Consider the following 23,406-nt stretch of genomic DNA (forward strand, 5'->3'; position numbering starts at 1 on the left):
TCCGCAACGTCATCACCGGTACTCCGCCAGCCGGGGCCGCACGCCCGCGAGGACGAGCGCCACGATCACCAGGCCCGCGACGGGCAGCCCGGCGTCCCAGTGCCGGGTGCCGCCGTCCCCGTCGCGGACGGCGTCGTCGAACGCCGCCCGGTGGATCCCGATCAGTTTCACCAGGGCCCGGTCGTAGGTGGCGAAGTCGCCCGAGGAGGCGCCCGCCGCCGCGCCGAGCCGGGCGCGGACGGCCTCGTCCCGGCGGCCCGCCGTGACGAGGTCCCGGATGCGGCGGTCGTCGGCCTGGTACGCCTTGTAGGTCGTCAGCACCGAGCCGAACGCCGCCTCCTGCCCGGGGACGCCGCGCCGCGCGGCCTCCGCGCCGAGGAAGCCGAGGAACCCGGTGCGCGCCGCCTGCCGTTGGACGGCCTGGTTGTAGGCGGCGAGGTTGCCCGCCTTCAGGTACAGGACGGACTGCGCCTTCGTCATGAACTGCTGCTCGTAGGTGTCGGCGCGCTCGGGGTCGAGCAGGAAGCGCGTCTGGTCGGCGTTGGCGCTGTTGCCGATCGCGCGCGCCCGCGACAGCGCGAGGACGGAGTCGAACCCGTCCACCTTGGCGCGCCGCAGGTCCGCGGCCTGGCCGGACAGGACCGCCGCGGCCGTCCCGGTGAGCGCCAGCGCGACGAGCGTCGCCAGCGCCAGCGCCGGGTTGAGCACCCGCCGGAACCGCCGCGTGAGGAAGACCTGGAGGACGACCAGCAGCGCCACCAGCAGCAGGCCCGTCACGACGACCGCGACGATTCCGTTGCGGACGGCCGCGCGCTCGTCCTCGTAGGTGTGCCGCACGAGCGTGCCGTCGTCCAGGGTCAGGTTGTACGCCTTCGGCAGGACGTCCAGCTTCATCAGGTCGGTCGCCTGCCGGTACAGGTCCAGGACGCGCGACGACGGCGGCCCGGCGGTGTGCCCGGCCTGCCGGTCCAGCAGCAGCGCCTGCCCGGCGATCCGCTCGTAGGAGCCGAGCGCCATGACGACGGCCTGCGCGGTCGCGGCCTCGGACGGCTCGTCGGCGAGCTTGGCGGCCTGCAGCAGCGCCGCCGCGGCCTTGGCGCGGTCCTCGTCGTAGCGGGCGAGGGCCTGGTCGCGGGTGACGCCGAGACCCTGGGACCCGCCGATGAGCAGCGCGGTCGCGAGCTGGGCGTCCATGTCGGTGAGCTGGAAGTACAGGTCGCTGGTCGCGACGACCTGCGGGCCCGCGTCGTGCCCGATGACACGCATGCCGTGCCGCGCGTCCGACACGGCGATCCACATCGCCGCGAGCGTCGCGGCCAGCGCGACGACGACGAGCGCGGCGAGCGCCCGGATCCGCGCGGCGGCGGTGCGCGGCGCGAACCGGCGCGGCCCGGGGCGGCGGCGCGGCTCCTGCCGGGTCGGGGGTGCCTGCTGGACGGCCGTCATCGGATCTCCCGGAGCGTGATCGTGGTCCAGGCGCCCACATGGATGCGGTCGCCGTCGCCGACCGGGACCTCGGTGTGGAACGGGACCGGGTCGACCGATCCGTTCACGCAGGTCCGGTTGGTGGAGCCCCGGTCGACGAGCGTCCAGCCGCCGGGCCGGGCGAGCAGCACCGCGTGCCGGCGGGACACGCCGGGGTCGCCGGGCGGCTCGCGCAGGTCGATCTCGGGGGTGTCGGAGCCGCCGCGCCGTCCGATGCGGACCTCGGGGCCGGTCAGCGGGACCGTCCGCTCCGGGGCGTGGGACGGGAAGGCGAGGCCGCCGGTGTCGGGGCCGTCCCCGGCGCGGACGGTCGCGAAGTAGGCGGGGTCGGCGGCGACGACCGCGACCCATCCGGCGGTGCGGGCGGGAGCGCCCCGGCCGGTCGCGAAGTCGTAGCCGCACACCTCGCAGAACCGGTCCACGCCCGGCGTGCCGCAGTCCGGGCAGACCGGGACCGGGGCGGGGGAGGGCGCGGCGCCGATCAGCTCGCCGCAGACGTCGCAGTAGTCGGCGGCGGCGGACGCGTGGCCGGCGGGGCAGACCGCCATCAGGCCCCGCCGCCGCGCGTCCGCACGGTCTTGGTGGACCGCGTGTCGAGCGACATCTCGTCGGCCTTGGCGACGTCGCGCTTCAGCCGGACGGTGCCGGTCGCGGCGTCCTCCACGTCCACGACCTTGCGCAGCAGCGCGGTGATCGGGTCGTTGCCCGCCTCGTCGGCGAGTTGGACGGCCCGGCCGAGCCGCGCGGTGGCGGTCGCGAGGTCCCCTTCTTCGCGGGCGCGCAGGCCCTGCTGGATGACGTCGGCGAGTTCGGCCTGCCCGGTGTAGTGCGCGACGCGGGCGTTGATGCGGGTGGACTCGGCCTCGTCGTCGGTCCACGCGGCGAGGACGTTCCCGGACGCCAGCACGCGTTCCTCCTGCCCGGCGCCGCCCGGCACGACGAGCTTCACCCACGCCGCGCGCAGCTCCTTGCCGACCTCGTTCGGCGCCACCTCGACGCAGAGGTGGTAGTCGCGGCTCTCCGCGCCCCACGCGCCGAGCGGGTAGTCGCCCGCCTGGGGGCCGGACTGCACGCGCCGCCCGGTCAGGTCCTCCACCGACGGCATGACCTGCTTGACGAACTTCAGCGTCGCGGTCTGGGGCGTCCACACGCGCAGCAGGACGTCCGCGACGGCCTTGCCCATCGCCGCCTCGGTCATCGCCTGGAAGTCGGCGACGAGGTCCTGTGGGTCGGCGACGATGTCCACGCTGCCGAGCAGCGCCGACGCGACCCGGCGCAGCTCGGCGACCTTCCAGTCGGTGCCGACGCCCCGGCAGTCGCAGACGAACCGCCCGCCGCAGCGGAACAGGACGGCGTCCAGCTCCTCGTCCGTCTCGTGCTGGTTCTTGCCGTCGGTCAGCAGGATCGCGTGCCGGACGCCGTCCTGGTGCGCGTCGAACAGCTCGTCCGCGAGCCGCAGCCAGGAACCGATCGCCGTCCCACCGAACGCCTTCAGCTTGCGCAGGGCCGCGCGAGCCTTACCGCGGGTCGCGTCGCTGGCCGTCACCAGTTCGTTCGACGCCGGGTACACCATCCGCGCGGTGTCGTTCCCCGCGATGATCGCGAAGTGGACGCCGTCGCGCAGCGTGTCCACGGCCGCGACCGCCGCGTCCACGGCCGACCGCAGTTTGGTCGCCGGATAGGACATCGACCCGGACGTGTCGATGATGATCACCTCGGCGGCGGCCCCGGGCGGCGCGGCCACCGCCCCGCCGCTCGCCTCCACCGACACGATCGCGTGGACCTCGGTCCCGCCCGCCGGCAGGTACTTGTTCTGGTCGACGCTGACGTCGAACCGCGGCTCAGACATGGCCACCCGCTCCGTTCCCGACGGTGACCGGCAGCAGGGTCACCGTGATGTTGTCGCGTCCGCCGGCCTCCAGCGCGTGCCGGACGAGCGTCCGGGCCGCCTCCAGGGGCGCGGCGTCACCGGCGACGGCCGCGAGTCCGTCGGCCGCCGGGACGTAGTTCCACAGGCCGTCGCTGCACACGAGGACGGTCCCCGGCCGGTCGACGGCGAACGTCCGCACGTGCGGGGTGACCTGCTCGGCGTCCGCGCCGAGCCAGCCGGTGATCACGTGGGCGTTCGGGTGCGCCTCGGCCTCGGCCTCGGTCAGCGCGCCGCGCGCCACCATGATCGCGGCCCACGAGTCGTCGTCGGTGAGCTGCCGGGACGGCCCGAGCACGCCGTCCGCGGCCGGTCCGCCGCCGGAGGCGAGCCAGTAGGCGCGGCTGTCGCCGACCCAGCCGACCGTCACCGTGCCGGGGCCGGTCACCGCCGACACGTAGGTGCAGGACGGCGCCTCCTGCGGCGACGGGGCGAGCGCCGCGACGGCCTCGGCGGCGCGCAGCACGGCCGCGCGCGTCGCGGCCTCGGGGTCCTCGCCCGCCGCCAGCCGCGCGGCGAGCGCCGCCGACCCGGCCTCGGCGGCGGCCCGGGACGCCCGGTCGGGGTCGGGGGACGAGCCCACGCCGTCGCACACGACCGCCGCGAACCCGCCGGGGGACGGAACCAGCGCGAGGAAGTCCTCGTTGCGGCTGTGCCGGCGGCCCCGGTCGCTGACGCCCGCCGCGCCCGGCACCTCGACCTCGAAGTGGTCGCGCGCGGCGGGCTGCTTCAGCCCGCACACGCCGCAGTAGCCCTCGGCGTCGACGGCGGGCGCGCCGCAGCCCGCGCACGCGCCCGCCGCGGCCGGTGCCGGGGGCGCCGCCGCGCCGCCCAGCCGGTGCCCGCACGCCTCGCAGAACTCGTCGCCGGAGTAGACGACCTCCGCGCAGGCGGGACAGAGCGCGTCCGCCGTCTTGCCCATGCCCTCGTCCTCCGTCACAGCAGCGTCCTCGGCCGGACCGCGTTGGCGGCGTCGATCAGCGCGCGCCGGTCCTCGCGGTCGCGGGTGTGCCGGGCGAGCGCCCGGTAGGTCTCCTCCAGGCGGCGGCGCAGCGGCTGCTCGGCCAGCGGGACGCCGAGGACCGAGCCCTGCGCCGTCCCGCCGCGCCGGACGGTGCCGAGCGCGGCCTCCAGGACCTCGGCGGCGAGCCGGTCGCGGCGCCGCTCGTCCAGGTCCAGCGCGGCGAGCCGGTCGCCCGCGCCGATCAGTTCGGCGGGCGCGGGCTCGCCGTCGGGCCGTCCGCGCACGGCCGTCGCGACCGCCGCCGCCTGCGCGTGGACGTGCCGGATCGACGTGCGCGGCACCGAGTCCAGCACCGCGACCGCCGACGTCCGGTCGCCCGCCCGCAGGTAGACGCGGGCGAGGCCGAACGCGGCGTTGATGTGGCCCTGGTCGGTGCGCCACACGAGGTCGTAGAGGCGGGCGGCGTCGCGCGGCGCCGAGACCTCGCGGCAGTGGGCGAGTGCGATCTTCGGCGCGGCCTCGCCGGGCACCAGCCCGTACAGCCGGTCGAAGCGGGGCTCGGCCTCGGCGAGGCGGCCCGCCGCCAGCAGTGCGACGGCCCGGTACCACTCGATGCGCCAGTCGCCGGGCAGCTCGTCGGCGACCTCGTCCAGGGCCGTCCACGCGCCCGCCGCGTCGCCCAGTTCGATCTTCACGCGGGCCAGCGTCAGCCGCACCTCGGGCGTCTGCCGGGGGCCCGCCGCGACGGCCGCCGCGAGCTGCGCGGGTTCGAGCGCGGTCAGGCCCGCGAGGAAGCCGGCCGCCGGGTCCGCGCCGTCCACCAGCGGGACGGGCAGCGCCGCGGCGGCCTCGGCGGGCGTCACCGGCGGCAGCGCCGTCCCCGCGTCGCCCTCGGTGCCCGGCACCGACCGCTCCGGGCCGAACAGCCCGGACGGCGCCGGACGCGGCCGGCCGTCCTCCACCGCCAGCACCTCGCGCAGCACGCCGGTGAGCTGCTCGGCCATCTCGGCGGCGTCCTGGAACCGCTCGGCCGGGTCGCGGTGCGTCGCGCGGCGCAGGAACCGGTCGAACGACTCGTGCCGCACCAGCAGCGGGATCTCGGCCCGCGGAGGGAGGCTCGTCGCGTACTTCCCGGTGTAGCCGCGGAAGGGGAAGCTGAGCACCGCGAGCGTCCGCCCGACGGTGTAGAGGTCGGACGTGACCGACGGCCCGACGTCGGAGATCTCCGGCGCCTGGTAGCCGACCGTCCCGTAGATCGCGCTGAACTGGTCGTCCACGCGCCGGACGCCGCCGAGGTCGATCAGCCGGAGCTGCTCCTCGGACTGGATGACGTTGTCGGGCTTGAAGTCGCAGTACAGCAGGCCCTGCGCGTGCAAGTACCCGAACGCCTGGAGCACTTCGAGCGCGTAGGCGATGGCCTGGCCGAGCGGGAGGGAGTCCGCGCCGGTCGCGCGCGTCGCCGACAGGATCTCCTTCAGCGACCGGCCGCCGACGTACTCCATGACGATGTAGCCGTCGCCCGCGTGCTGCACGAAGTTGTAGATCTTGACGATGTTGGGGTGCTCGACCTCGGCGAGGAACGCGCGCTCGGCCGCCGCCGCTGCCGCCGCGTCCGCGTCGCCGGTGTCCAGCAGGCCCTTCAGCACCACCCACCGGTCGCTGACGTTGCGGTCCTTGGCGAGGTAGATCCAGCCGAGCCCGCCGTGCGCGAGGCAGCCGAGCACCTCGTACTGCCCGCCGACCAGGTCGCCCGGGACGAGCTTCGGCGTGAACGAGAACCGCGTCCCGCACTTGGCGCAGAACCCCTCGGCGCGGCCGGGCCGGTCGCCGCGCCCCCGGCCGACGGGCTCGCCGCAGTTGCCGCAGAACCGCTTGTTCTCGGCGACCTCGGCGTCCGCGAGCACCGCCGTGGACGGGTCGCGGTAGGGGACGCGCGGGACCTCCACCAGGCCCGCGCCGAGCATCCCGCGCCGTCCGGACGAGCGCGACGACCCGGTGCGCGCGCTGCCCGTCCGTACCGAGCCGGTGCCCCGGCTGCCCCGGGACGCGCCGCTCGCGGGCGTGCTGACCACCGTCGGCGGCGCGGGCTCGGAGCCCTCGCCGGGCGGCATTCCGCAGACGTCGCAGTAGCCGTCGACGATCGTCCCCGCGCAGCCCGGGACCGTGCAGCGCTGCGCGCCGGACGGGGCGGACCGCGTCGTCGGCGGCGCCGGAGTGCCGGAGGAAGGAGGCATACCGCATATGACGCAGTAACCGTCCTCAATGTTGCCCGGACAACCCGGCTGGGTGCAGCGACTCAACGATCCGATCCCTTCGCCCGCGCGGAGATGGCCTCCTGGTAGCCCGACAGCGCCACCGTCGCCCGCCGCAGGTCGCACGGCGCCGACCACAGCAGCTCCCGGACCTCCGCGTACCGTCCGGCGAGGTCGGCGTCCTCGGCGTGGCCGAGCCTGGCCGCCTTCACCCGGTACGCCTCCAGCCGTCCGCGCAGCTCGTCGCGGCGCGCCGTGAGCCCGGCGGCCAGCTCGCGGGACTCGCGGACGCGGCGCAGCGCGTCGGCGGCGGCGTCCTCCAGGCCGGCGACGCGGTCGGCCAGCTCGCGCCAGCGGCCCGCCGTGCCGAGCCCGCGGACGGCCGCGCACCGGTCGGCGAGCGCGACGGCGAGCGCCGGGACGTCGGGCGGCGGCGGAGCGGAGACCTTGGCGAGGACGTCGGCGCGGGTGCGGCGGGCCGCGTCCTCTTCGGTGCGGACGAGCGCGACAGCTTCGTCCAGCGCGGCGAGCCGGGCCGCCGCCTCGTCGCGCATCCGGACGGCGGCGCGCAGCCGGTCGCGCAGCGCGGCGAGGTCGGCGCCCAGCCGGACCAGCGCCGGGGGCTCGGTCGCCAGCGGATCGGCGCGGACGGTCGCGGCGACGCGGTCCAGCGCGTCGGTCAGCCGCACGGCCTCGGGGTCGTCGCCGCCCAGCTCGCAGTCCAGCGCGCCGACCTCGCGGCGCGCGGCCTCGGCGTGCTCCAGCGCGGGCAGCAGCGCCGACCACGCGCCGTCCACCGCCGCGACGCGCCGGACGACGTCCTCGTACAGCGCGGTCATGCGCGCGACGACGGCCGCCAGGGTGAGCGGGGGCGGGGGAGCGGCGAGCAGCGTCCGGTCGGCGAGCGGGACCTCGCGCTCGGGCGGCGCGACGGCCGGCCCGGTCAGCAGCCGCGTCAGCTCGGCCAGCTCGGCGCGGCCCGGACGGCCGTGCCGGGCGCGCAGGTCCTCGGCGGCGCTCAGCGTCCGGGTGTACCGGTCGAACCAGTCCCACAGCTCGGCGGCGTGCGCGCGGACCTCGTCGCGCGCGCGGGCGGTCGCGCCGGTGACGGACGCCCCGGCCAGCAGCCGGTAGCCGGGCTGCGCCTCCAGGTCCAGCAGGGCCGCGCTCACCCGGTCGCGTTCGTCGCGCTGGACGCGCAGCGCCGCGTCCACGGCGTCGCGGTCCATCGGCGGGCGCGCGGCGGCCTCACTCACGCGACACACCCCCGTCGAACCCCGTCTTGCGCAGATTTGCGGATTTTAGTGGGTCAGTGTCCCGTACGGCCGTGATCTGCTCAAGTAGGCCGTCCACGGCCTGGGAAATGTCAGTACTCGAACATATAATCGAACCATGGCGAACGTTGCGACGCACCCCTCCGACCCGGCCGCCCGCCGGGTGAACGACAACGCGCTCACCGCCGCCGAGATCGCCGCGCTGGCGCTCTCCCTGGCCCACCTCGGCGCCGGCCCGCAGGCCGCGACCGCGCGCCGCGCCCTGCGCGCCCTCCTCGACGCCGAGGACGGCTTCGACGCGGTCGCCGCCGAGACCCTCGACACCCTCACCACGGCGCAGGACGCGGCCACCGCCGACCGCGCCCGCGTCGTCGCGTCGGCCATCACCGAGCACCGCGTCGTCCGGCTCTGCTACGGCGACGCGGGCGCGAACGTCACGATCCGCGAGGTCGAGCCGGTGACGTGCCTCGTCCACCGCGACCACTGGTACCTCGTCGGGTGGTGCCGGATGCGGCGCGGCATCCGCGCGTTCCGGTTCGACCGGATCCTCGCGGTCGAGTCCACCGGGCTGCCCGCCCGGCCGCGCCGCGCCGACCACTACCTGCCGTTCCAGGGCCGCCGGGCGGCCTGACGGGTTCTGGAGCCCCGGCCCCGCGCGGGGCCGGGGCTCCGGCGTTCAGAGCAGGCCGGCGTACTGGCCGCCGTCCACCGGGATCGCGGCGCCGGTGACGAACGCGGCCTGCCGCGAGCACAGGTAGGCGACGAACGCGCCGAAGTCCTCCGCCGACCCGGTCGTGCGCGCCGGGACTTCGCGGGCCGCCGCCGCCAGGTCGCCGTTGTGGAGCTGCCGCAGCCGGTCGGTCGCGTGCGCGCCCGGCTGGAGCGAGTTCACCGTGACGCCGTCGGCCGCGACCTCCCGCGCGAGCGTCTTCAGGAACGCCGTCGCCCCGGCCCGCGCGGTGTTGGACAGGATGAGGTTCGGGTTCGGCTGCCGCACCGCCACCGAGGTGATCGCGACGATCCGGCCCCAGCCGCGCTCGCGCATCTCCGGGACGGCCGCGTGGCACATCGCGACCACCGACATCAGGTTGAGGTCGAGCGCCGTGCGGTAGGCGTCCACGGGCGTCGCGGCGAAGCCCCCGGCGGGCGGGCCGCCCGCGTTGGCGACGAGGACGTCGATCCCGCCGAGCGCGGCGCGCGCCGCGTCGACGAACGCGGTCGCGCCCTCCGGGGTGCCGACGTCGGCGACGATCGGGTGCGCGCCGTGGCCGAGTCCGGCCGCCGCCGCGGTGATCCGGGCCTCGTCCCGGCCGCAGATGGCCACCTGCGCGCCCTCGGCGAGCAGCGCCCGCGCGCTCGCCAGGCCGAGGCCGCCCGACGCCGCCGCGACCGCCGCGCGGCGGCCGTCCAGTCCGAGATCCATGCCGGTGCGTCCCTTCGGAGATCGTCCCGGAATCCTAAGGGACGGCCTGATCAGCGCCGGGACCGCGGCCGGTCGAATCGGCGTCAATTCACAAGTGGACTAAACTCTCAAAACTGGACAAATTTCGTTCGCTCACCGTCGGTGGCGATCAGTGGACGCGCTGTGAAAATGCCCTGTTCGTCGGGTTTCTGAAGAATGTTTACCGTTGTTGGTTTTTGTCGTTAATCGTTGTCTTCATGGTATCGACAAATCATCGCCACGGCCATTGACTGACTCTGTGTCGGGCGACACAATCTGATTGTTCCAATTAAATGTGGCGAAAAAGATAAAGGGCCGTGCCGGCCCGCCGCAGGGGAGCCTGTTATGACCGCAGACGAGCACGCCGCGGAGGTCGAGGCACTCCGTCGCCGCTTCCCCGGATGGGCCGTCTGGTACGGCCCCTACACGGGCCACTGGTGGGCGCTGCCGCCCCGTGGGAGCGCCGACCGGACCTTCGTGGAGGCTCCGACCCCGCAGCATCTCATCGCCAGGATCGAAGGGACCGCGTCCACGGCGGGCTCCGTGGACCGGCCCCGTGCACCGGACGCGCAGGTCCAGGCGCGTCCGCCCGCCGACCCCCGGCGGGACGAGCGGCGTCCCTCGAACCTCCTCCGCATCGAGGGAGTCACACCGCCGCAGTCTCCCCGGGTCCCGGTGGTCGCGTGGCCGGGCAGCACCGAGAGGTGACCGCCGTTCCCCACCTCGCCACCGCCACCGGATAGCCGTCACGGCCCGGGGCCGGGCACCCGCCGCGTTCCCCTCCAGCGCACGGAACGCCGCGCGGACGCCGGCACCCACCGTCCACCCGGGCCGTGACGGCCGCTTCATAAAGGGCACATCCGATAAAGAGTGCACGGGGTGCCGGAAAATGCGTCCGGAACGGTCCCTTTCCGCTTTTACCCGGGTCATCGCCGCGCTTCCGCCCGGCATTTCGGTCGGACCGGGTCCCGGGGGCGCCGGAACCGCGCGGGCCGGAAGGCGCTACGCTGCGCCGATGGGGCGGATCGACGCGGGGATCCGGGGGAACGGAGCGGGAGCGACATGCGGCTGAAGGTCGGGCCGGGCGCCGCGCGCGGGGGGCGCCGGACGGGCGCGGCGGCGGGGCTGGCCGCGCTGGTCCTGGCGCTCGGCGGATGCGGCGGCGGCGAGGCGCGCAAGGCGGACGCCGCGCCCGTCGCCGGGACGGTCGGCGGCGGCGAGGGCGAACTGAACCTCGTCGTGCTGCCCGGCGACATCGAGAACGGCGGCACCGACCGCCGCGTCGACTGGGTCACCCCGTTCCAGGAGCGGACGGGCTGCACGGTGAGCTGGCGCACCGCCCGCGACGCCCAGGAGATGACCGACCTCGTGAGCAACCCGGCGCGGCGCTACGACGGCGTCCTCGCCCCGCCCGAGGTCGCGGGACGGCTCGTCGCGGGCCGCCAGGCCGCGCCGGTCAACACCGACCTCGTGGACGGCTACAAGAAGCTCGAACCGAAGCTGCGGAGCCTGCTGCGCCAGGACGGGAAGGTCTACGGCGTCCCCTACACGTGGGGGTCCAACGTCCTGATGTACGACGCGCGGACGGTCGCGCCGCCGTCGAGCTGGGGCGCGGTGTACGACCCGGGCCAGGCGCGGCGGTACGCGGGCAAGCTCGTCATGCGCGACACCCCGCTCAGCGTCGCCGACGTCGCGCTGTACCTGAAGCAGCACGACCGCGAGCTGAAGATCAAGGACGTGTACGCGCTGTCGCCGCGGCAGCTCGCGGCGGTGCGGGGGATCCTGGAGAAGCAGCGGCCGAGCGTCCGCGCGTACTGGAAGACCCCCGCGCAGGCCGTGTCGGCGTTCGCGGCGGACGGCGCGGTGCTCGGCGTCGGGTCGCCCTACCAGGCGGACGTGCTCGGACGCGCCGGGCACGGCGTCCGCACGGCCGACCCGGCCGAGGGCGTGACCGGCTGGGCGACGGCGTGGATGATCGGCGCCCGCGCGGCGCACCCGAACTGCATGTACGAGTGGCTGCGGTGGACGGCGACGCCGGACGTCCAGCAGCAGGTCGCCGAGTGGTCCGGCGTGGCGCCGGCGAACCCGCAGGCGTGCTCGGGGGAGCGCGCCAAGTCCGGCTTCTGCGTCGCCTACCGCGTCGGGGACCGCGACCGGCTCGACCGCATCGTCTTCGCCCGCACGCCCACGGCCGTCTGCGGCGGCGGCCCCGACAAGGGCGAGCGCAAGTGCACCGACTACATCGAGTGGACGCGCGTCTGGATCGAGGCCACCAAACTGGCGAAGTAGCCCTGGGAAACACTGCGGGGGTCCAGGGGGCGTCCCCCTGGGGAAGCATTGCGGGCTCCGGCGCGGCCGGTCCCGTTGGACCGGCGAGCGCCGGAGCCCGCCTCGGCACGACCGGCCGCCCCCAGCCGGTGTACCGCACGGGTGGCTCCGGGCCTCCCCCCGAATGCCCGGATCACCCTTCTTCCAGGAAAGTCCGCTGACCGCGCGGGGTCACCGCCCGTCGCGCGACCGCCCGCCGCGCTCGCCGGGACGGACCGGCACCCGGCCCGCCGCGACGGACGGCTCGTCGGGGCCGCGCTCGGGACGCCGGACGGTGCGGCCGGGCAGCATGGTCGCGCACTCGTCGCACGCGAACACCCCGCCGCCGCCGGGGACGTGGCCCACGCGCACGCGCGGCCGGGGCCAGCGCTTGCGGCAGACGACGCAGGCGTCGCCGTGGCGCTGCGCGGCGTCCAGCCCGGCCGGGTCGAACCCCGGTTCGTACGCTGCGGCCATCCGTCCCCTCCTCTCGCCGACGCTGTCAGTGGTTTCCTTTATATGTCGCCCCAAGTGTTACCTCTGTTACGGCCCGTACAAGCTCCGGCAAAGTCCACCGTCGCGGGCGGCGGGCCGCGCGGCGGGGACAGCGGCCGGTGACGTGCACGACAATGGGCATCGTGACGTCTCCTACCGACTTCAGCGCCGACCGCGCCGCCGGCATCACCCCCGCGCCGCAGGGCGGCCCCCGCCGCGCTCCCCGCGACGTCGTCGTCCTCGGCTCGACCGGCTCCATCGGCACCCAGGCCCTGGACGTGATCCGCCGCAACCCCGACCGGTTCCGCGTCGTCGCGCTGGCGGCGGGCGGCGGCCGGGTCGACCTGCTGGCCGAGCAGGCGCTGGAGTTCCGCCCGGACGTGGTCGCGGTCGCGCGCGCGTCCGCCGCCCAGGACCTCCAGCTCGCGTTCTACGCGGCGGCGAGCAAGGGCGGCTACGCGACCGGCGACCACCCGATCCCGAAGATCGTCGCCGGTCCCGACGCCGTCGCCGAGGCCGCGACGCTGCCGTGCGACGTGGTGCTGAACGGCGTGACCGGGGCGCTCGGGCTCGCGTCCACGCTCGCGGCGCTGGACGCCGGACGGACGCTCGCGCTCGCCAACAAGGAGTCCCTGATCGTCGGCGGCCCGCTGGTGAAGGAGCGCGCGCGGCCCGGGCAGATCGTCCCGGTGGACTCCGAGCACTCGGCGCTCGCGCAGTGCCTGCGCGGCGGCCGGGCCGAGGAGGTGCGGCGGCTCGTCCTGACGGCGAGCGGCGGCCCGTTCCGCGGCCGGACCCGCGCCGAGCTGGCCGGGGTGACGCCGGAGCAGGCGCTGAACCACCCGACCTGGGACATGGGGCCGGTCGTGACGATCAACTCGGCGACGCTGGTCAACAAGGGCCTGGAGGTCATCGAGGCGCACCTGCTGTTCGACGTCCCGATGGACCGGATCGGCGTCATGGTCCACCCGCAGTCGGTGATCCACTCGATGGTGGAGTTCACCGACGGGTCCACGCTCGCCCAGACCAGCCCGCCCGACATGCGCCTCCCGATCGCGCTCGGCCTGGACTGGCCGGACCGCGTCCCGGACGCCGCGCCGTCGCTGGACTGGACGTCCGCGCACACCTGGGAGCTGTTCCCGCTGGACGACGAGGCGTTCCCCGCCGTGGCGCTGGCGCGCCGCGCGGGCGGGCTCGGCGGGACGTTCCCGGCCGTCTACAACGCGTCCAACGAGGTCTGCGTGGAGGCGTTCCGCGCGGGACGGCTGCCGTTCACCGGGATAGTCGACACCGTCGCGCGGGTAGTGGAGGAGCATGAGGCCGGGCGGACGGGCGCGGAGCCGTCGCCGTCGCTGGACGACGTGCTCGCCGCCGACGCCTGGGCGCGGACCCGGGCCGGGGAGCTGACCGGGGCGGGCTGACCGGGCGCCGCGCCGTCCGTCCACGACGGGGGAGGCCCGATGGCCTACTTCTTGGGCGCGGTGGCGTTCGTGGTGGCGCTGCTCGTGACCGTCATGCTGCACGAGGGCGGCCACCTGCTGACCGCCAAGCGGTTCGGGATGAAGGCCACGCAGTACTTCGTGGGCTTCGGGCCGACGCTGTGGTCGTGGCGGCGCGGGGAGACCGAGTACGGCGTGAAGGCGGTCCCGCTCGGCGGGTTCGTCCGGATCGTCGGCTACACGCCGCTCGAGGACGTCCCGCCGGAGGACCGGGACCGCGCGTTCTTCCGGCAGCCGCCGGGACGCCGGGCGGTCGTCATCGGCGCGGGCGTCGTCGTGAACTTCGTGTTCGCGTTCGTGCTGCTCATGGTGATGGCGATGACGGTCGGCGTCCGCGATCCCGGCACGGCGACCGCCACGGCCGACGCGATCAGCACGTGCGTGCCCGCCGACCTGTCCGGCAAGTGCGGGCCGGGGCGTCCGCCGTCGCCGGCGCTGGCGGCGGGGATGCGGGCGGGGGACCGGGTCGTCCGGTTCGGCGGTCGGCCGGTGGCGGACTGGACGGACCTGCGCGCCGCCATCGGCGCCGCGCGGCCGGGCCAGACGGTGCCCGTGGTCGTGCAGCGCCAAGGCGCCGGGACGCTGACGCTGCGTCCCCGGCTCGCGGCGGTCGCGGGCGCGCCGTTCCTCGGGATGTCGGCGCGCGTCGTCGGCGCGGGCTGGGACCGGCGCGGGCCGATCGGCGCGATCGAGTTCGCGGCGGACGGCGTCGGCGGCACCGTCCGGGCGATGGGCACGGCCCTCGCCGACCTGCCGAACGCGCTGCCGCGCCTGTTCTCGCCGGAGCGGGCGCGGACGCCGGGCGGCCAGGTCGGCAGCGTGGTCGGCGCGACGCAGGCGTCCGGGCAGATCTTCTCCGCGCACGGCTCGTGGCGGGAGAAGATCGCGCTCTACCTGTCGCTGGTCGTGTCGGTGAACGTCTTCCTCGGGGCGCTGAACGTCGTCCCGCTGCTGCCGCTGGACGGCGGGCACCTCGCGGTCGTCGGCTACGAGCGGATCCGCGCCGCCGTGAACCGCGCGCGGGGCCGCCCCGACTCCGGGACGGTCGACCTGCGGCGCGTCATGCCGCTGACGTACCTGGCGGTCATCGTGCTGGTGGGGCTCGGGGTACTGCTGATCATCGCGGACCTCGTGAACCCGTTGACGGTGCCCGGGTGACCCCAAGGGACCGTAATCGGTCACTGTACGTTTCCGTGATGTCACCCCATTGGTCGGGCGTCCGCGTCATGTCACGCCGGCGGGGAGCTTAGGGTTGAAGGGGCGATCGGAGGAGAGGGATGAGCGTTTCACTGGGTATTCCGACGGTGCGCGGCGAGAGCGAGGGCACGAGGGGGCCTTCGGTTCCGCGTCGCGCGTCCCGTCAGATCATGGTCGGCAGCGTGCCGGTGGGCGGTGACGCTCCGGTCTCGGTGCAGTCCATGACCACGACGCTGACCGCCGACGTCAACGCCACGCTGCAGCAGATCGCGGAGCTGACCGCGTCCGGCTGCCAGATCGTCCGGGTCGCGGTCCCCTCGCAGGACGACGCGGACGCGCTCCCGGCCATCGCGCGCAAGTCGCCGATCCCGGTGATCGCCGACATCCACTTCCAGCCCAAGTACGTGTTCGCCGCGATCGACGCGGGCTGCGCGGCCGTCCGGGTGAACCCGGGCAACATCAAGAAGTTCGACGACAAGGTCGGCGAGATCGCGCGGGCCGCGCGGGACGCGGGCGTCCCGATCCGCATCGGCGTGAACGCGGGCTCGCTGGACAAGCGGCTGCTGGAGAAGTACGGCAAGGCGACGCCCGAGGCGCTGGTGGAGTCCGCGCTGTGGGAGTGCTCGCTGTTCGAGGAGCACGACTTCCGCGACATCAAGATCTCGGTCAAGCACAACGACCCGGTCGTGATGATCGAGGCGTACCGGCAGCTCGCCGCCGCCTGCGACTACCCGCTGCACCTCGGCGTGACCGAGGCGGGCCCGGCGTTCCAGGGGACGATCAAGTCGGCCGTCGCGTTCGGCGCGCTGCTGTCGCAGGGCATCGGGGACACGATCCGGGTGTCGCTGTCGGCGCCGCCGGTGGAAGAGGTCAAGGTCGGCACGCAGATCCTGGAGTCGCTGGGGCTGCGGCAGCGCGGGCTGGAGATCGTGTCGTGCCCGTCGTGCGGGCGCGCGCAGGTGGACGTCTACACGCTCGCCGAAGAGGTGTCGGCCGGGCTCAAGGGCTTCCCGGTGCCGCTGCGCGTCGCGGTGATGGGCTGTGTGGTGAACGGCCCGGGCGAGGCGCGCGAGGCCGACCTCGGGGTCGCGTCCGGCAACGGCAAGGGCCAGATTTTCGTGCGCGGCGAGGTCGTCAAGACCGTCCCGGAGGCGCTGATCGTGGAGACGCTCATCGAGGAGGCGATGCGGATCGCCGAGGAGATGGGCATCGAGGTCGGCGAGGACGGCTCGGTGTCGGGTCCCGGCGCGGAGGTGACCGTGGGCTGATCCGCCCGCCGTCGCACCGTACGTCCGGAACGTTCCCTCGTTCCGAGGTCATCGGCGCAGGCTCCGGTGCCATCGTCCGCAACGGACGGTGATGCCGGAGCCTTTCGCGTTTGCGCAGGTCGCGCCGTCCGGCCCCCGGGTCCGCCCGGGGGCCGTTTCCGTGGGCGCCGGACGCGCGCCTCACGGAACGGACTCCGTCGGGTCACGATCCCGCATCCCTTCCTTCCGGCCTCTGCCGCCACAAATGCCGGAATGACAAGGATCCTCCCGGAATGCGCATCGAGGTCCCTTCGCTCGGGGACCGCGCAGGAGGAGGATTCGTGAAGAAGTTCGTCAGCGCCGCGGCGGTGGCGGGGCTGAGCCTCACCGGGCTCGCCGGGGCCGCCGCGTCACCAGCCCTGGCGGCTCCGGGCGGCGAACCCGCGGCCGGACTCGCCTGGCATTCGTGCTCCGCGGACATCATCGCCGCCGTCAAGCCGTACGACGCGCTGAGCGATGTGAAGGTCTCCGAGACCATCCGCTGCGCGGAGCTGAAGGTCCCGCTGGACTACTCCCGGCCGAACGGCACCACGATCACGATCGAGGTGACCCGGACGCCGCACACCGGCTCCGGCCCGGCCAAGGGCGACCTCGTCGTCAACCCCGGCGGTCCCGGCGGCAGCGGCGCCCCCTTCGGCGCCCGCGTGTTCGCGCAGAACTCCCCGGCGATGAAGGCCGCCTACAACGTCATCGGGTTCGACCCGCGCGGCGTCGGCAGCAGCGTCCCCGCGCTGAGCTGCGACCCCGAGACCTACAACGCGCCGCGCCCGGCGTACGGGACCGGGGACCCCAAGTCGGTCGACATCTGGTTGAAGCGGTCCAAGGACTACGCGGCCAAGTGCGCGGCGTCCGACAAGATCGGGCTGCTGAACCACGTCACGACGATCGACTCGGCGCGCGACGTGGAGTCGATCCGCAAGGCGCTCGGCAACAAGAAGCTCGACTACTACGGCGCGTCCTACGGGACGTACCTCGGCGCGGTCTACGCCACCCTGTACCCCGACAAGGTCGGCAAGATGGTGATGGACGGCGTCGTCGGCCCGAAGGGCGTCTGGTACCAGGCGAACCTCGACCAGGACGTCGCGTTCGACAAGAACATCGACTACTACTTCGGCTGGATCGCCAAGTACGACTCGCTCTTCCACCTGGGCTCGACGCAGGCCGAGGTGCGCTCGTTCTACTACGGCCTGCGCAAGAAGCTCGCGACCGACCCGGTCCGCCAGACGCTCGACGGCCAGGAGGTCGCGGTCGGCCCGGACGAGCTGGACGACGTCGTGCAGAACGCGGCCTACCGGCGCAGCCAGGCCGTGTGGGGCACCTACGCGGCGGGCCTCGCGGCCTACAAGGCGGGCGACCTGGAGACGTTCGCCGGCACGTTCGGCGCGGGCACGACCGGCGGCGCGGACGACAACGGCTGGGCGATGTACCTCGCCACGCAGTGCACCGACGTCCAGTGGCCGCTGGACTGGAAGAAGTGGCAGCGCGACAACGACCGCATCAACCGCAGGCACCCGTTCCTGACGTGGAGCAACGCGTGGTTCAACGCGCCGTGCCTCTACTGGCAGGGCAAGGCGCGGACGCCGGTGGACATCGGCAAGGTCCGCAACTTCCCCGAGAACATCCTGATGTTCGAGGCGACGGCCGACGCGGCGACCCCGTACGCGGGCGCGCTGGACATGCAGCGGCGGCTCCCGGACGCGAGGCTGGTCGTGCAGGACGGCGACCGCACGCACTGCATCGTCCACCGGGGCTCGGCGGCCGTGGACGCCTACTTCGACGCCTACTTCCTGACCGGGAAGCGGCCGGACCGGCGGACAGTGCACGTGCCGCAGCTCGGTGACCCGGTCCCGCCGGGCGCCTCGGCGACCGCGAAGTCGGCGGCGAGGACGGCGACGCTCCCGCCGAAGCTGGACGTTCTGCGCTAGGAGTCACGAGTCAGGGCCCCGGGTCATCCCGGGGCCCTGAAACGTTCCCGGAGATCACAAAGTTTCACGAAGTTCGTCACGATTGCGCATCGCTTGCCGCAGGACCCTTCGGGTGAACTGCCCAACTCGCCACAATCCTCTCGGTTTGCGCACTATCAGCGTCCGCGGCGCGTCCGGCCCCCGCTCGTCCCGGGCGCCCGCCGACAAGGGGGTTTCGTGAAAAGGCTCGTAGTGATCACCGCCGCCGCGGCGGTCGCGGTGGGCGGCACGGCCGCCGTCGCCACCGCCGCCGCGCCCGCGGGCGCCCCGGTCCAGGCCGGGAAGGTGGCGTGGTCGGCCTGTCCCACCGATGTGACGGGCGGCGTTTATCTCAAGAACGCCGAGTGCGGCCAGGTGACCGTCCCGCTCGACTACCGGAAGCCGAACGGGAAGAAGATCTCCGTCGCGGTGTCGCGGGTGAAGCACACCGCGAAGGACTACCAGGGCGTCCTGCTCGGCAACCCCGGCGGGCCGGGCGGCTCCGGGCTGTACCTGTCCGGCGGGCTCGCGGCCTGGCTGCCGCCGGACGTCGCGGCCAAGTACGACATCATCGGCTTCGACCCGCGCGGCGTCGAGTCGAGCAAGCCGGCGCTGTCCTGCGTGCCGAACTACTCCGACCCGGTCCGTCCGGACTACGTGCCGTCCAGCGTGAAGGACGAGAAGGTCTGGCTGGCGCGTTCGAAGAAGTACGCGGACGCGTGCGCGAAGAAGTACGGCTGGCTGCTGCCGTACATGCGGACGACCGACGCCGCCAAGGACATCGACTCGATCCGCGTGGCCCTCGGCGCCAAGCAGATCAGCTACTACGGCTTCTCCTACGGCACCTACCTCGGCTCCACCTACGCCACGCTGTTCCCGACGCACGTCAAGCGCATGGTGCTGGACGGCAACGTGGACACGCGCGAGGTCTGGTACAAGGGCCAGCTCAGCCAGAACGTCGCGTTCGAGCGCAACATGAAGCTCTGGTGGGGCTGGGTCGCCAAGTACGACTCCCTCTACCACCTGGGCGCGTCCGAGAAGGCCGTCGAGAAGAAGTACTACGCGATCCGCGCGGCGGCCAAGAAGAGCCCGATCGGCAAGAAGATCGGCCCGGACGAGCTGGACGACACCGTCCTCAGCGCCGGCTACAACACCGGGTACTACATCCCGTTCGCCGAGGCGCTGTCGGCGTGGGCGACGAAGAAGGACCCCGCCCCGCTGCTGGACTGGCTGTCGGAGGGCGGCGGCGACAACGGCTTCGCGGTCTACAACGCCGTCCAGGCCGTGGACGCCCCGTGGCCCGCGAGCTGGAAGACCTGGCATGACGACGCGACGCGGCAGTACGCGTCGGGCATCCGGTTCAATTCGTGGTCGAACACCTGGTTCAACGCGCCGATCCACTACTGGCGCTACCAGGGCAAGAAGACGTTCCCGGTCGGGTCGAAGAAGGCCCCGTCGATCCTGCTCGTGCAGTCCACGCTGGACGCGGCCACGCCGTACCCGGGCGGCCCGCAGATGCGCTCGCTGTTCCCGTCCGCGCGGCTCATCGCCGAGAAGGGCGGCAAGACCCACGCGAACACGCTGAACGGCAACGCCTGCCTCGACGACCGCGTCGCCGCGTACCTGACGAACGGCAGTCTCCCGGCGCGCAAGCCGGGCCGGACCGCCGACCTCGTCTGCGCGGCGCTGCCCGCGCTGAACGACCCGGTGCCGGGCGCGACGGCCAAGGCCGCCGTCGCGGGCGCGCCGAGCAAGAACCTGCTCATCGGACGTCCGTAAGGTCCCCGGTGCGGGCCGGTCACGGGAAGCCGTGACCGGCCCGTTCTGTTTCCTTCGCATCTGTCGCGAATCGCGGGACTCGCCGCCTGGACGGGGATCCGGAGCGTCCACCGGTAGTAATCGACGGGTGCTGACCACCCTCGGCAAGGGCGCCCTCGGGGGCGCCGCCGCCTGCCTCGCCGCCGCGACCCTCACCTCCAGCCTCCCGGCCCGGGACGGCACGGCCGCCGCCGGCGCCCCGCCCGCCGTGGCGTGGGCGCCGTGCCCGAACCAGGACCCCGTCGAGGGCGCCCGGCTGCGCGGCCTCGACTGCGGGACGCTGCGCGTGCCGCTCGACCACGCCCGTCCCGGCGGCGCGACGATCACCCTCGCGCTGACCCGGCTCCGGCACACCGCCGCGCGGAGCCGGGGCGTCGTGCTGCTCAACCGGGGCGGTCCCGGCGCGCACGGCCGCGACATGCCCGCCGACTTCCGCGCCGCGTTCGCGCCCGACGTCGTCGCGGCCTACGACTGGATCGGCTTCGACCCGCGCGGCGTCGGCGCGAGCCGGCCCGCGCTCGTCTGCGACACGTCCTACCTGAATCCGGGCAAGCCGCGCGCGGACACGCGTCCGGCGAGCACCGCCGAGGAGAACGCCTGGCGCGCCCGCGCCCGCGCCTACGCGCGCGACTGCGCGCGCCGCTACGCGCGCTACCTCCCGCACCTCGGCACCGCCGACTGGGTCCGCGACATGGACGCGATCCGGGCCGCGCTCGGCGCGTCCCGCGTCAACTACCTCGGCTACTCCTACGGCAGCTACCTCGGCGCGGTGTACGCGTCGCGCTACCCCGGACGGGTCGGGCGCTTCGTCCTCGACAGCGTCGTCAAGCCGAGCGGCGTCTGGTACGCCGACAACCTCGGGCAGAACGTCGCGTTCGAGAAGCGGATCGGGCAGTTCTTCGCGTGGATCGCCCGCAACCGGGACGTCTACCGGCTCGGCGGGGACGCCGGGGCCGTCCGGGCGTCCTACGAGAAGGCGCGGGCGCGGCTGAAGGCGCGGCCCGCGTTCGGGCTCGTCGGGCCGTCGGAGCTGGACGACCTGTTCCTCAACGACGGCTACACCCAGACCACCTGGAGCCGCCACGCGCGCGCCCTGGCGGACTATCTGCGCGGTGACACCTCCGGGCTGCGGCGCGAGTGGAAGCCGCCGTCCCGGCTCGACCAGAACAACTTCGCCGTCTACACCGCCACGCAGTGCCGCGACGCGGCCTGGCCGCGCGACTGGCGGGTCTGGCACCGCGACAGCGCCCGGCAGTTCCGGCAGGGCTACCGGTTCGAGACGTGGGGCAACACCTGGTACAACGCGCCGTGCGCCTACTGGCCCCTGACCGGCGGTCCCGCGCCGGCGGTCGGCGGGACGGCCGCGCCGCTGCTCGTCCAGGCGTCCGACGACGCCGCCACGCCCTACGACGGCGCGCTGGAGACGCACCGGCTGTTCCCGAACTCGCGGCTGCTCGTCCAGGCGGGCGGCGGCGACCACGGCGTCACGCTCGGCGGCGACCGGTGCGTGGACGGCGCCGTCGCGGCCTACCTGCGCGACGGCACGCTGCCCCCGGCCGGTCCCGGCGTGGACGCCACCTGCACGGCCGGGCCGCCGCCCGCCGCGAGCCGGGCCGTCGCGCACTGACGATCGCCGACGTCATAGGCTTGACGTCGTGGTCATGACAGCGCTGAGGCCGCACGCGCCTCGGCTCCGCCGGAGCCGGTGACGATGCGGATGCTGGGGTCGCCGCCGGTGCGGCTCCTCGACGACCGGTACCGCGACGACGTGCTCGCGCTGCTGGACGCCGACCCGGTCGCGAACGTGTTCGTCGGGTCGCGCGTCCACGCCGCCGGGCTGGACCCGCGGCGCCTCGGCGCGCAGATGTGGGGCTACCTGCGCGAAGGGCGGCTGACGGCGGTCTGCTACGCGGGCGCGAACCTCATCCCGGTGAACGCCGGGCTCGCGGCCGTCCGGGCGTTCGCCGAGCGCGCCCACGCGCAGGGCCGCCGCTGTTCGTCCATCGTCGGGCCGGTGGACGCCGTCGGGGAGATGTGGGAGATCCTCGGTCCGTACTGGGGGCCGGCGCGGGCCGTGCGGGCGGCGCAGCCGGTGATGGCGACGTCCAGCCCGCCGCCGGTGCCGGGCGATCCGGCGCTCCGCCGGGTCACGATGGACGACTTCGACCTTATTTACCCGGCCTGCGTGAAGATGTTCACCGAGGAGGTCGGTATCTCCCCGAACGTCGGCGACGGCGGCGTGCTGTACCGGGCGCGGGTCGCCGAGCTGATCCGCGCGGGCCGCGCGTTCGCCCGGATCGAGGACGGCCGCGTCATGTTCAAGGCCGAGATCGGCGCCGTCACCCCGCGCGCCTGCCAGGTGCAGGGCGTGTGGGTGCCGCCGGAGCTGCGCGGGCGCGGCCTGTCGGTCGCGGGCATGGCGGCGCTGATCGGGGAGGCGCTGCGGACCGTCGCGCCGACCGTCTCCCTGTACGTCAACGACTACAACACGCGGGCGCGCGCCGCGTACCGCCGCGTCGGGCTGCGCGAGACGGGCACGTTCATGTCCGTCCTGTTCTGATCGGGGTAACGTCCGGGCCGTGGACTTCCCCGCAGCACTGCGCGACGCCGTCCACGAGTCCGGGCTGACCCTGGAGCGCATCCGGCACCGGCTGGCCCGGCGCGGCCTGACGGTGAGCGTCGCGACGCTCAGCCACTGGCAGCGCGGACGCACCCGGCCCCGGTCCCGTCCGGTCGTCGCGGCGCTGGAGGAGATCCTCGGGGTGGAGGCGGGCACGCTCACCGCCCGGCTGGACGACCCCGCGCCCGACTCGGCCGGGCTCTGGCCGGATCCGGACGGCTACACCCGGCTCGTCGCGCAGTTCGACCGGTCCGGGGACCGGCGCCTGGAGCGGCTGAGCGTCCACGACGTCCACCGGCTCGGCCCCGACCGGCGCGCCGCCGGGCTGACCGTGCGGGAGGTGCTGCGCTCCACCGGCGACGACGTGGACCGCGTCGTCTGCGTCCATCCCGTCCCGGCGGCGGGCGCCGAGCTGACCGGGCTGCGGTACTGCCGGCCGGGCCGCGTCCGGGGCGCGGGCGGCCTGCTCGGCTTCGAGCTGATCTTCGATCGGGTGCTCGGACCGGGGGAGACGGCGGTGGTCGAGTACGGATTGCGGCCGTCCGGCCCGGGCGGGCGCGGCGGGACGGCGCGGCGCTACCGGCGCGTGTTCCCCCGACCCGTCCGCGACTACCTCGCGATCGTCCAGTTCGACCCGGCGGTGCTGCCCGCCCGCTGCTACGGCTTCACCGGCGCCGACGGGCGCGCGCGGCACCCGCTCGGCGAGCTGTGGATCGGGACGTCCGGCAGCGCCCACCTCGCGCTCGCCGACGTCCGGCGGGGAGTCGCCGGGCTGGAGTGGGAATGGGATTGACCGCATTCGCTTGGTTTCCGCAGACCGCCGACTTACAGTGAGTGTCGACGGAGCAAGATCAGAAGTCAGGGGCCGTCACGGGGG

The 23,406-nt window shown here is 74.5% G+C and carries 19 protein-coding genes; 11 read left to right on the plus strand and 8 right to left on the minus strand.

The window, feature by feature from the left end:
- Window positions 1-12: 12 nt before the first annotated feature.
- From GQ466_RS05835 to GQ466_RS05860, 6 genes are all read right to left on the minus strand, one after another.
- Complete coding sequence (locus tag GQ466_RS05835) at window positions 13-1,446, minus strand: hypothetical protein (protein WP_161101690.1); 1,434 nt, start codon at window positions 1,444-1,446, stop codon at window positions 13-15.
- The gene (locus tag GQ466_RS05840; RefSeq protein WP_161101691.1) at window positions 1,443-2,033 is read right to left on the minus strand and encodes an FHA domain-containing protein; all 591 of its coding nucleotides are present in this window, start codon (window positions 2,031-2,033) and stop codon (window positions 1,443-1,445) included. Before GQ466_RS05840 ends, GQ466_RS05835 begins: the two co-directional genes overlap by 4 nt.
- Window positions 2,033-3,334 (minus strand): vWA domain-containing protein, encoded by a 1,302-nt coding sequence (locus GQ466_RS05845; RefSeq protein WP_161101692.1) that lies wholly within the window; start codon window positions 3,332-3,334, stop codon window positions 2,033-2,035. Before GQ466_RS05845 ends, GQ466_RS05840 begins: the two co-directional genes overlap by 1 nt.
- Window positions 3,327-4,352, minus strand: coding sequence for a protein phosphatase 2C domain-containing protein (locus GQ466_RS05850; protein ID WP_161101693.1), 1,026 nt, complete (start codon window positions 4,350-4,352; stop codon window positions 3,327-3,329). Before GQ466_RS05850 ends, GQ466_RS05845 begins: the two co-directional genes overlap by 8 nt.
- Entirely contained in the window at window positions 4,349-6,610 is a 2,262-nt protein-coding gene (locus GQ466_RS05855; protein ID WP_272917924.1) for a serine/threonine-protein kinase, read from the minus strand. Before GQ466_RS05855 ends, GQ466_RS05850 begins: the two co-directional genes overlap by 4 nt.
- A gap of 62 nt (window positions 6,611-6,672) precedes the next feature.
- Window positions 6,673-7,884: a hypothetical protein gene (locus tag GQ466_RS05860; RefSeq protein ID WP_161101695.1), complete on the minus strand. Its 1,212-nt coding sequence runs from the start codon at window positions 7,882-7,884 to the stop codon at window positions 6,673-6,675.
- A 136-nt stretch (window positions 7,885-8,020) separates the two neighbouring features.
- Here GQ466_RS05860 and GQ466_RS05865 point away from each other — a divergent pair, with 136 nt between their 5' ends.
- Window positions 8,021-8,533, plus strand: coding sequence for a helix-turn-helix transcriptional regulator (locus GQ466_RS05865; RefSeq protein WP_161101696.1), 513 nt, complete (start codon window positions 8,021-8,023; stop codon window positions 8,531-8,533).
- Window positions 8,534-8,578: 45 nt separating this feature from the next.
- Here GQ466_RS05865 and GQ466_RS05870 read toward each other — a convergent pair whose 3' ends face one another.
- Complete coding sequence (locus GQ466_RS05870; protein ID WP_161101697.1) at window positions 8,579-9,325, minus strand: SDR family oxidoreductase; 747 nt, start codon at window positions 9,323-9,325, stop codon at window positions 8,579-8,581.
- A 363-nt stretch (window positions 9,326-9,688) separates the two neighbouring features.
- Between GQ466_RS05870 and GQ466_RS05875 the strand changes: the two genes are divergently transcribed.
- Together GQ466_RS05875 and GQ466_RS05880 are read left to right on the plus strand one after the other, a co-directional pair.
- On the plus strand, window positions 9,689-10,051 hold the full coding sequence (locus GQ466_RS05875; RefSeq protein WP_161101698.1) for a hypothetical protein: 363 nt from the start codon (window positions 9,689-9,691) through the stop codon (window positions 10,049-10,051).
- Between the two features lie 354 nt (window positions 10,052-10,405).
- Entirely contained in the window at window positions 10,406-11,632 is a 1,227-nt protein-coding gene (locus GQ466_RS05880) for an extracellular solute-binding protein (protein ID WP_161101699.1), read from the plus strand.
- A gap of 210 nt (window positions 11,633-11,842) precedes the next feature.
- On the opposite strand, the gene GQ466_RS05885 is transcribed toward GQ466_RS05880, so the two are convergent.
- Window positions 11,843-12,127: a hypothetical protein gene (locus GQ466_RS05885; RefSeq protein ID WP_161101700.1), complete on the minus strand. Its 285-nt coding sequence runs from the start codon at window positions 12,125-12,127 to the stop codon at window positions 11,843-11,845.
- A gap of 203 nt (window positions 12,128-12,330) precedes the next feature.
- On the opposite strand from GQ466_RS05885, the gene dxr reads away from it, so the two are divergent.
- The 8 genes from dxr to GQ466_RS05925 all read left to right on the plus strand — a co-directional run bounded on the left by dxr (window position 12,331) and on the right by GQ466_RS05925 (window position 23,322).
- On the plus strand, window positions 12,331-13,566 hold the full coding sequence (gene dxr / locus GQ466_RS05890; protein WP_378186639.1) for a 1-deoxy-D-xylulose-5-phosphate reductoisomerase: 1,236 nt from the start codon (window positions 12,331-12,333) through the stop codon (window positions 13,564-13,566).
- Window positions 13,567-13,605: 39 nt separating this feature from the next.
- The gene (locus GQ466_RS05895) at window positions 13,606-14,802 is read left to right on the plus strand and encodes a M50 family metallopeptidase (RefSeq protein WP_161101702.1); all 1,197 of its coding nucleotides are present in this window, start codon (window positions 13,606-13,608) and stop codon (window positions 14,800-14,802) included.
- A 119-nt stretch (window positions 14,803-14,921) separates the two neighbouring features.
- Window positions 14,922-16,109, plus strand: coding sequence for a flavodoxin-dependent (E)-4-hydroxy-3-methylbut-2-enyl-diphosphate synthase (gene ispG, locus GQ466_RS05900; protein WP_237417600.1), 1,188 nt, complete (start codon window positions 14,922-14,924; stop codon window positions 16,107-16,109).
- 320 nt (window positions 16,110-16,429) lie between these two features.
- The gene (locus GQ466_RS05905) at window positions 16,430-18,073 is read left to right on the plus strand and encodes an alpha/beta fold hydrolase (protein WP_161101703.1); all 1,644 of its coding nucleotides are present in this window, start codon (window positions 16,430-16,432) and stop codon (window positions 18,071-18,073) included.
- Window positions 18,074-18,289: 216 nt separating this feature from the next.
- Complete coding sequence (locus tag GQ466_RS05910) at window positions 18,290-19,870, plus strand: alpha/beta hydrolase (RefSeq protein ID WP_337193335.1); 1,581 nt, start codon at window positions 18,290-18,292, stop codon at window positions 19,868-19,870.
- 127 nt (window positions 19,871-19,997) lie between these two features.
- Complete coding sequence (locus GQ466_RS05915) at window positions 19,998-21,536, plus strand: alpha/beta fold hydrolase (protein ID WP_161101704.1); 1,539 nt, start codon at window positions 19,998-20,000, stop codon at window positions 21,534-21,536.
- A gap of 90 nt (window positions 21,537-21,626) precedes the next feature.
- Window positions 21,627-22,469 (plus strand): GNAT family N-acetyltransferase, encoded by an 843-nt coding sequence (locus GQ466_RS05920; protein WP_161102424.1) that lies wholly within the window; start codon window positions 21,627-21,629, stop codon window positions 22,467-22,469.
- A 19-nt stretch (window positions 22,470-22,488) separates the two neighbouring features.
- Complete coding sequence (locus GQ466_RS05925) at window positions 22,489-23,322, plus strand: helix-turn-helix domain-containing protein (protein WP_161101705.1); 834 nt, start codon at window positions 22,489-22,491, stop codon at window positions 23,320-23,322.
- The last annotated feature ends 84 nt before the right edge of the window (window positions 23,323-23,406 follow it).

Origin of the sequence: Actinomadura rayongensis, assembly GCF_009831215.1 — a bacterium.
GTDB classification, from domain to species: domain Bacteria; phylum Actinomycetota; class Actinomycetes; order Streptosporangiales; family Streptosporangiaceae; genus Spirillospora; species Spirillospora rayongensis.

Bases quoted from the DNA above. Each gene is read 5' to 3' on its own strand.
- GQ466_RS05855 (WP_272917924.1), bottom strand. From the start codon at position 6,610: ATGCCTCCTTCCTCCGGCACTCCGGCGCCGCCGACGACGCGGTCCGCC.
- GQ466_RS05885 (WP_161101700.1), bottom strand. From the start codon at position 12,127: ATGGCCGCAGCGTACGAACCGGGGTTCGACCCGGCCGGGCTGGACGCC.
- GQ466_RS05875 (WP_161101698.1), top strand. From the start codon at position 9,689: ATGACCGCAGACGAGCACGCCGCGGAGGTCGAGGCACTCCGTCGCCGC.
- GQ466_RS05870 (WP_161101697.1), bottom strand. From the start codon at position 9,325: ATGGATCTCGGACTGGACGGCCGCCGCGCGGCGGTCGCGGCGGCGTCG.
- ispG (WP_237417600.1), top strand. From the start codon at position 14,922: ATGAGCGTTTCACTGGGTATTCCGACGGTGCGCGGCGAGAGCGAGGGC.
- GQ466_RS05840 (WP_161101691.1), bottom strand. From the start codon at position 2,033: ATGGCGGTCTGCCCCGCCGGCCACGCGTCCGCCGCCGCCGACTACTGC.
- GQ466_RS05835 (WP_161101690.1), bottom strand. From the start codon at position 1,446: ATGACGGCCGTCCAGCAGGCACCCCCGACCCGGCAGGAGCCGCGCCGC.
- GQ466_RS05880 (WP_161101699.1), top strand. From the start codon at position 10,406: ATGCGGCTGAAGGTCGGGCCGGGCGCCGCGCGCGGGGGGCGCCGGACG.
- GQ466_RS05865 (WP_161101696.1), top strand. From the start codon at position 8,021: ATGGCGAACGTTGCGACGCACCCCTCCGACCCGGCCGCCCGCCGGGTG.
- GQ466_RS05920 (WP_161102424.1), top strand. From the start codon at position 21,627: ATGCTGGGGTCGCCGCCGGTGCGGCTCCTCGACGACCGGTACCGCGAC.
- GQ466_RS05845 (WP_161101692.1), bottom strand. From the start codon at position 3,334: ATGTCTGAGCCGCGGTTCGACGTCAGCGTCGACCAGAACAAGTACCTG.
- GQ466_RS05895 (WP_161101702.1), top strand. From the start codon at position 13,606: ATGGCCTACTTCTTGGGCGCGGTGGCGTTCGTGGTGGCGCTGCTCGTG.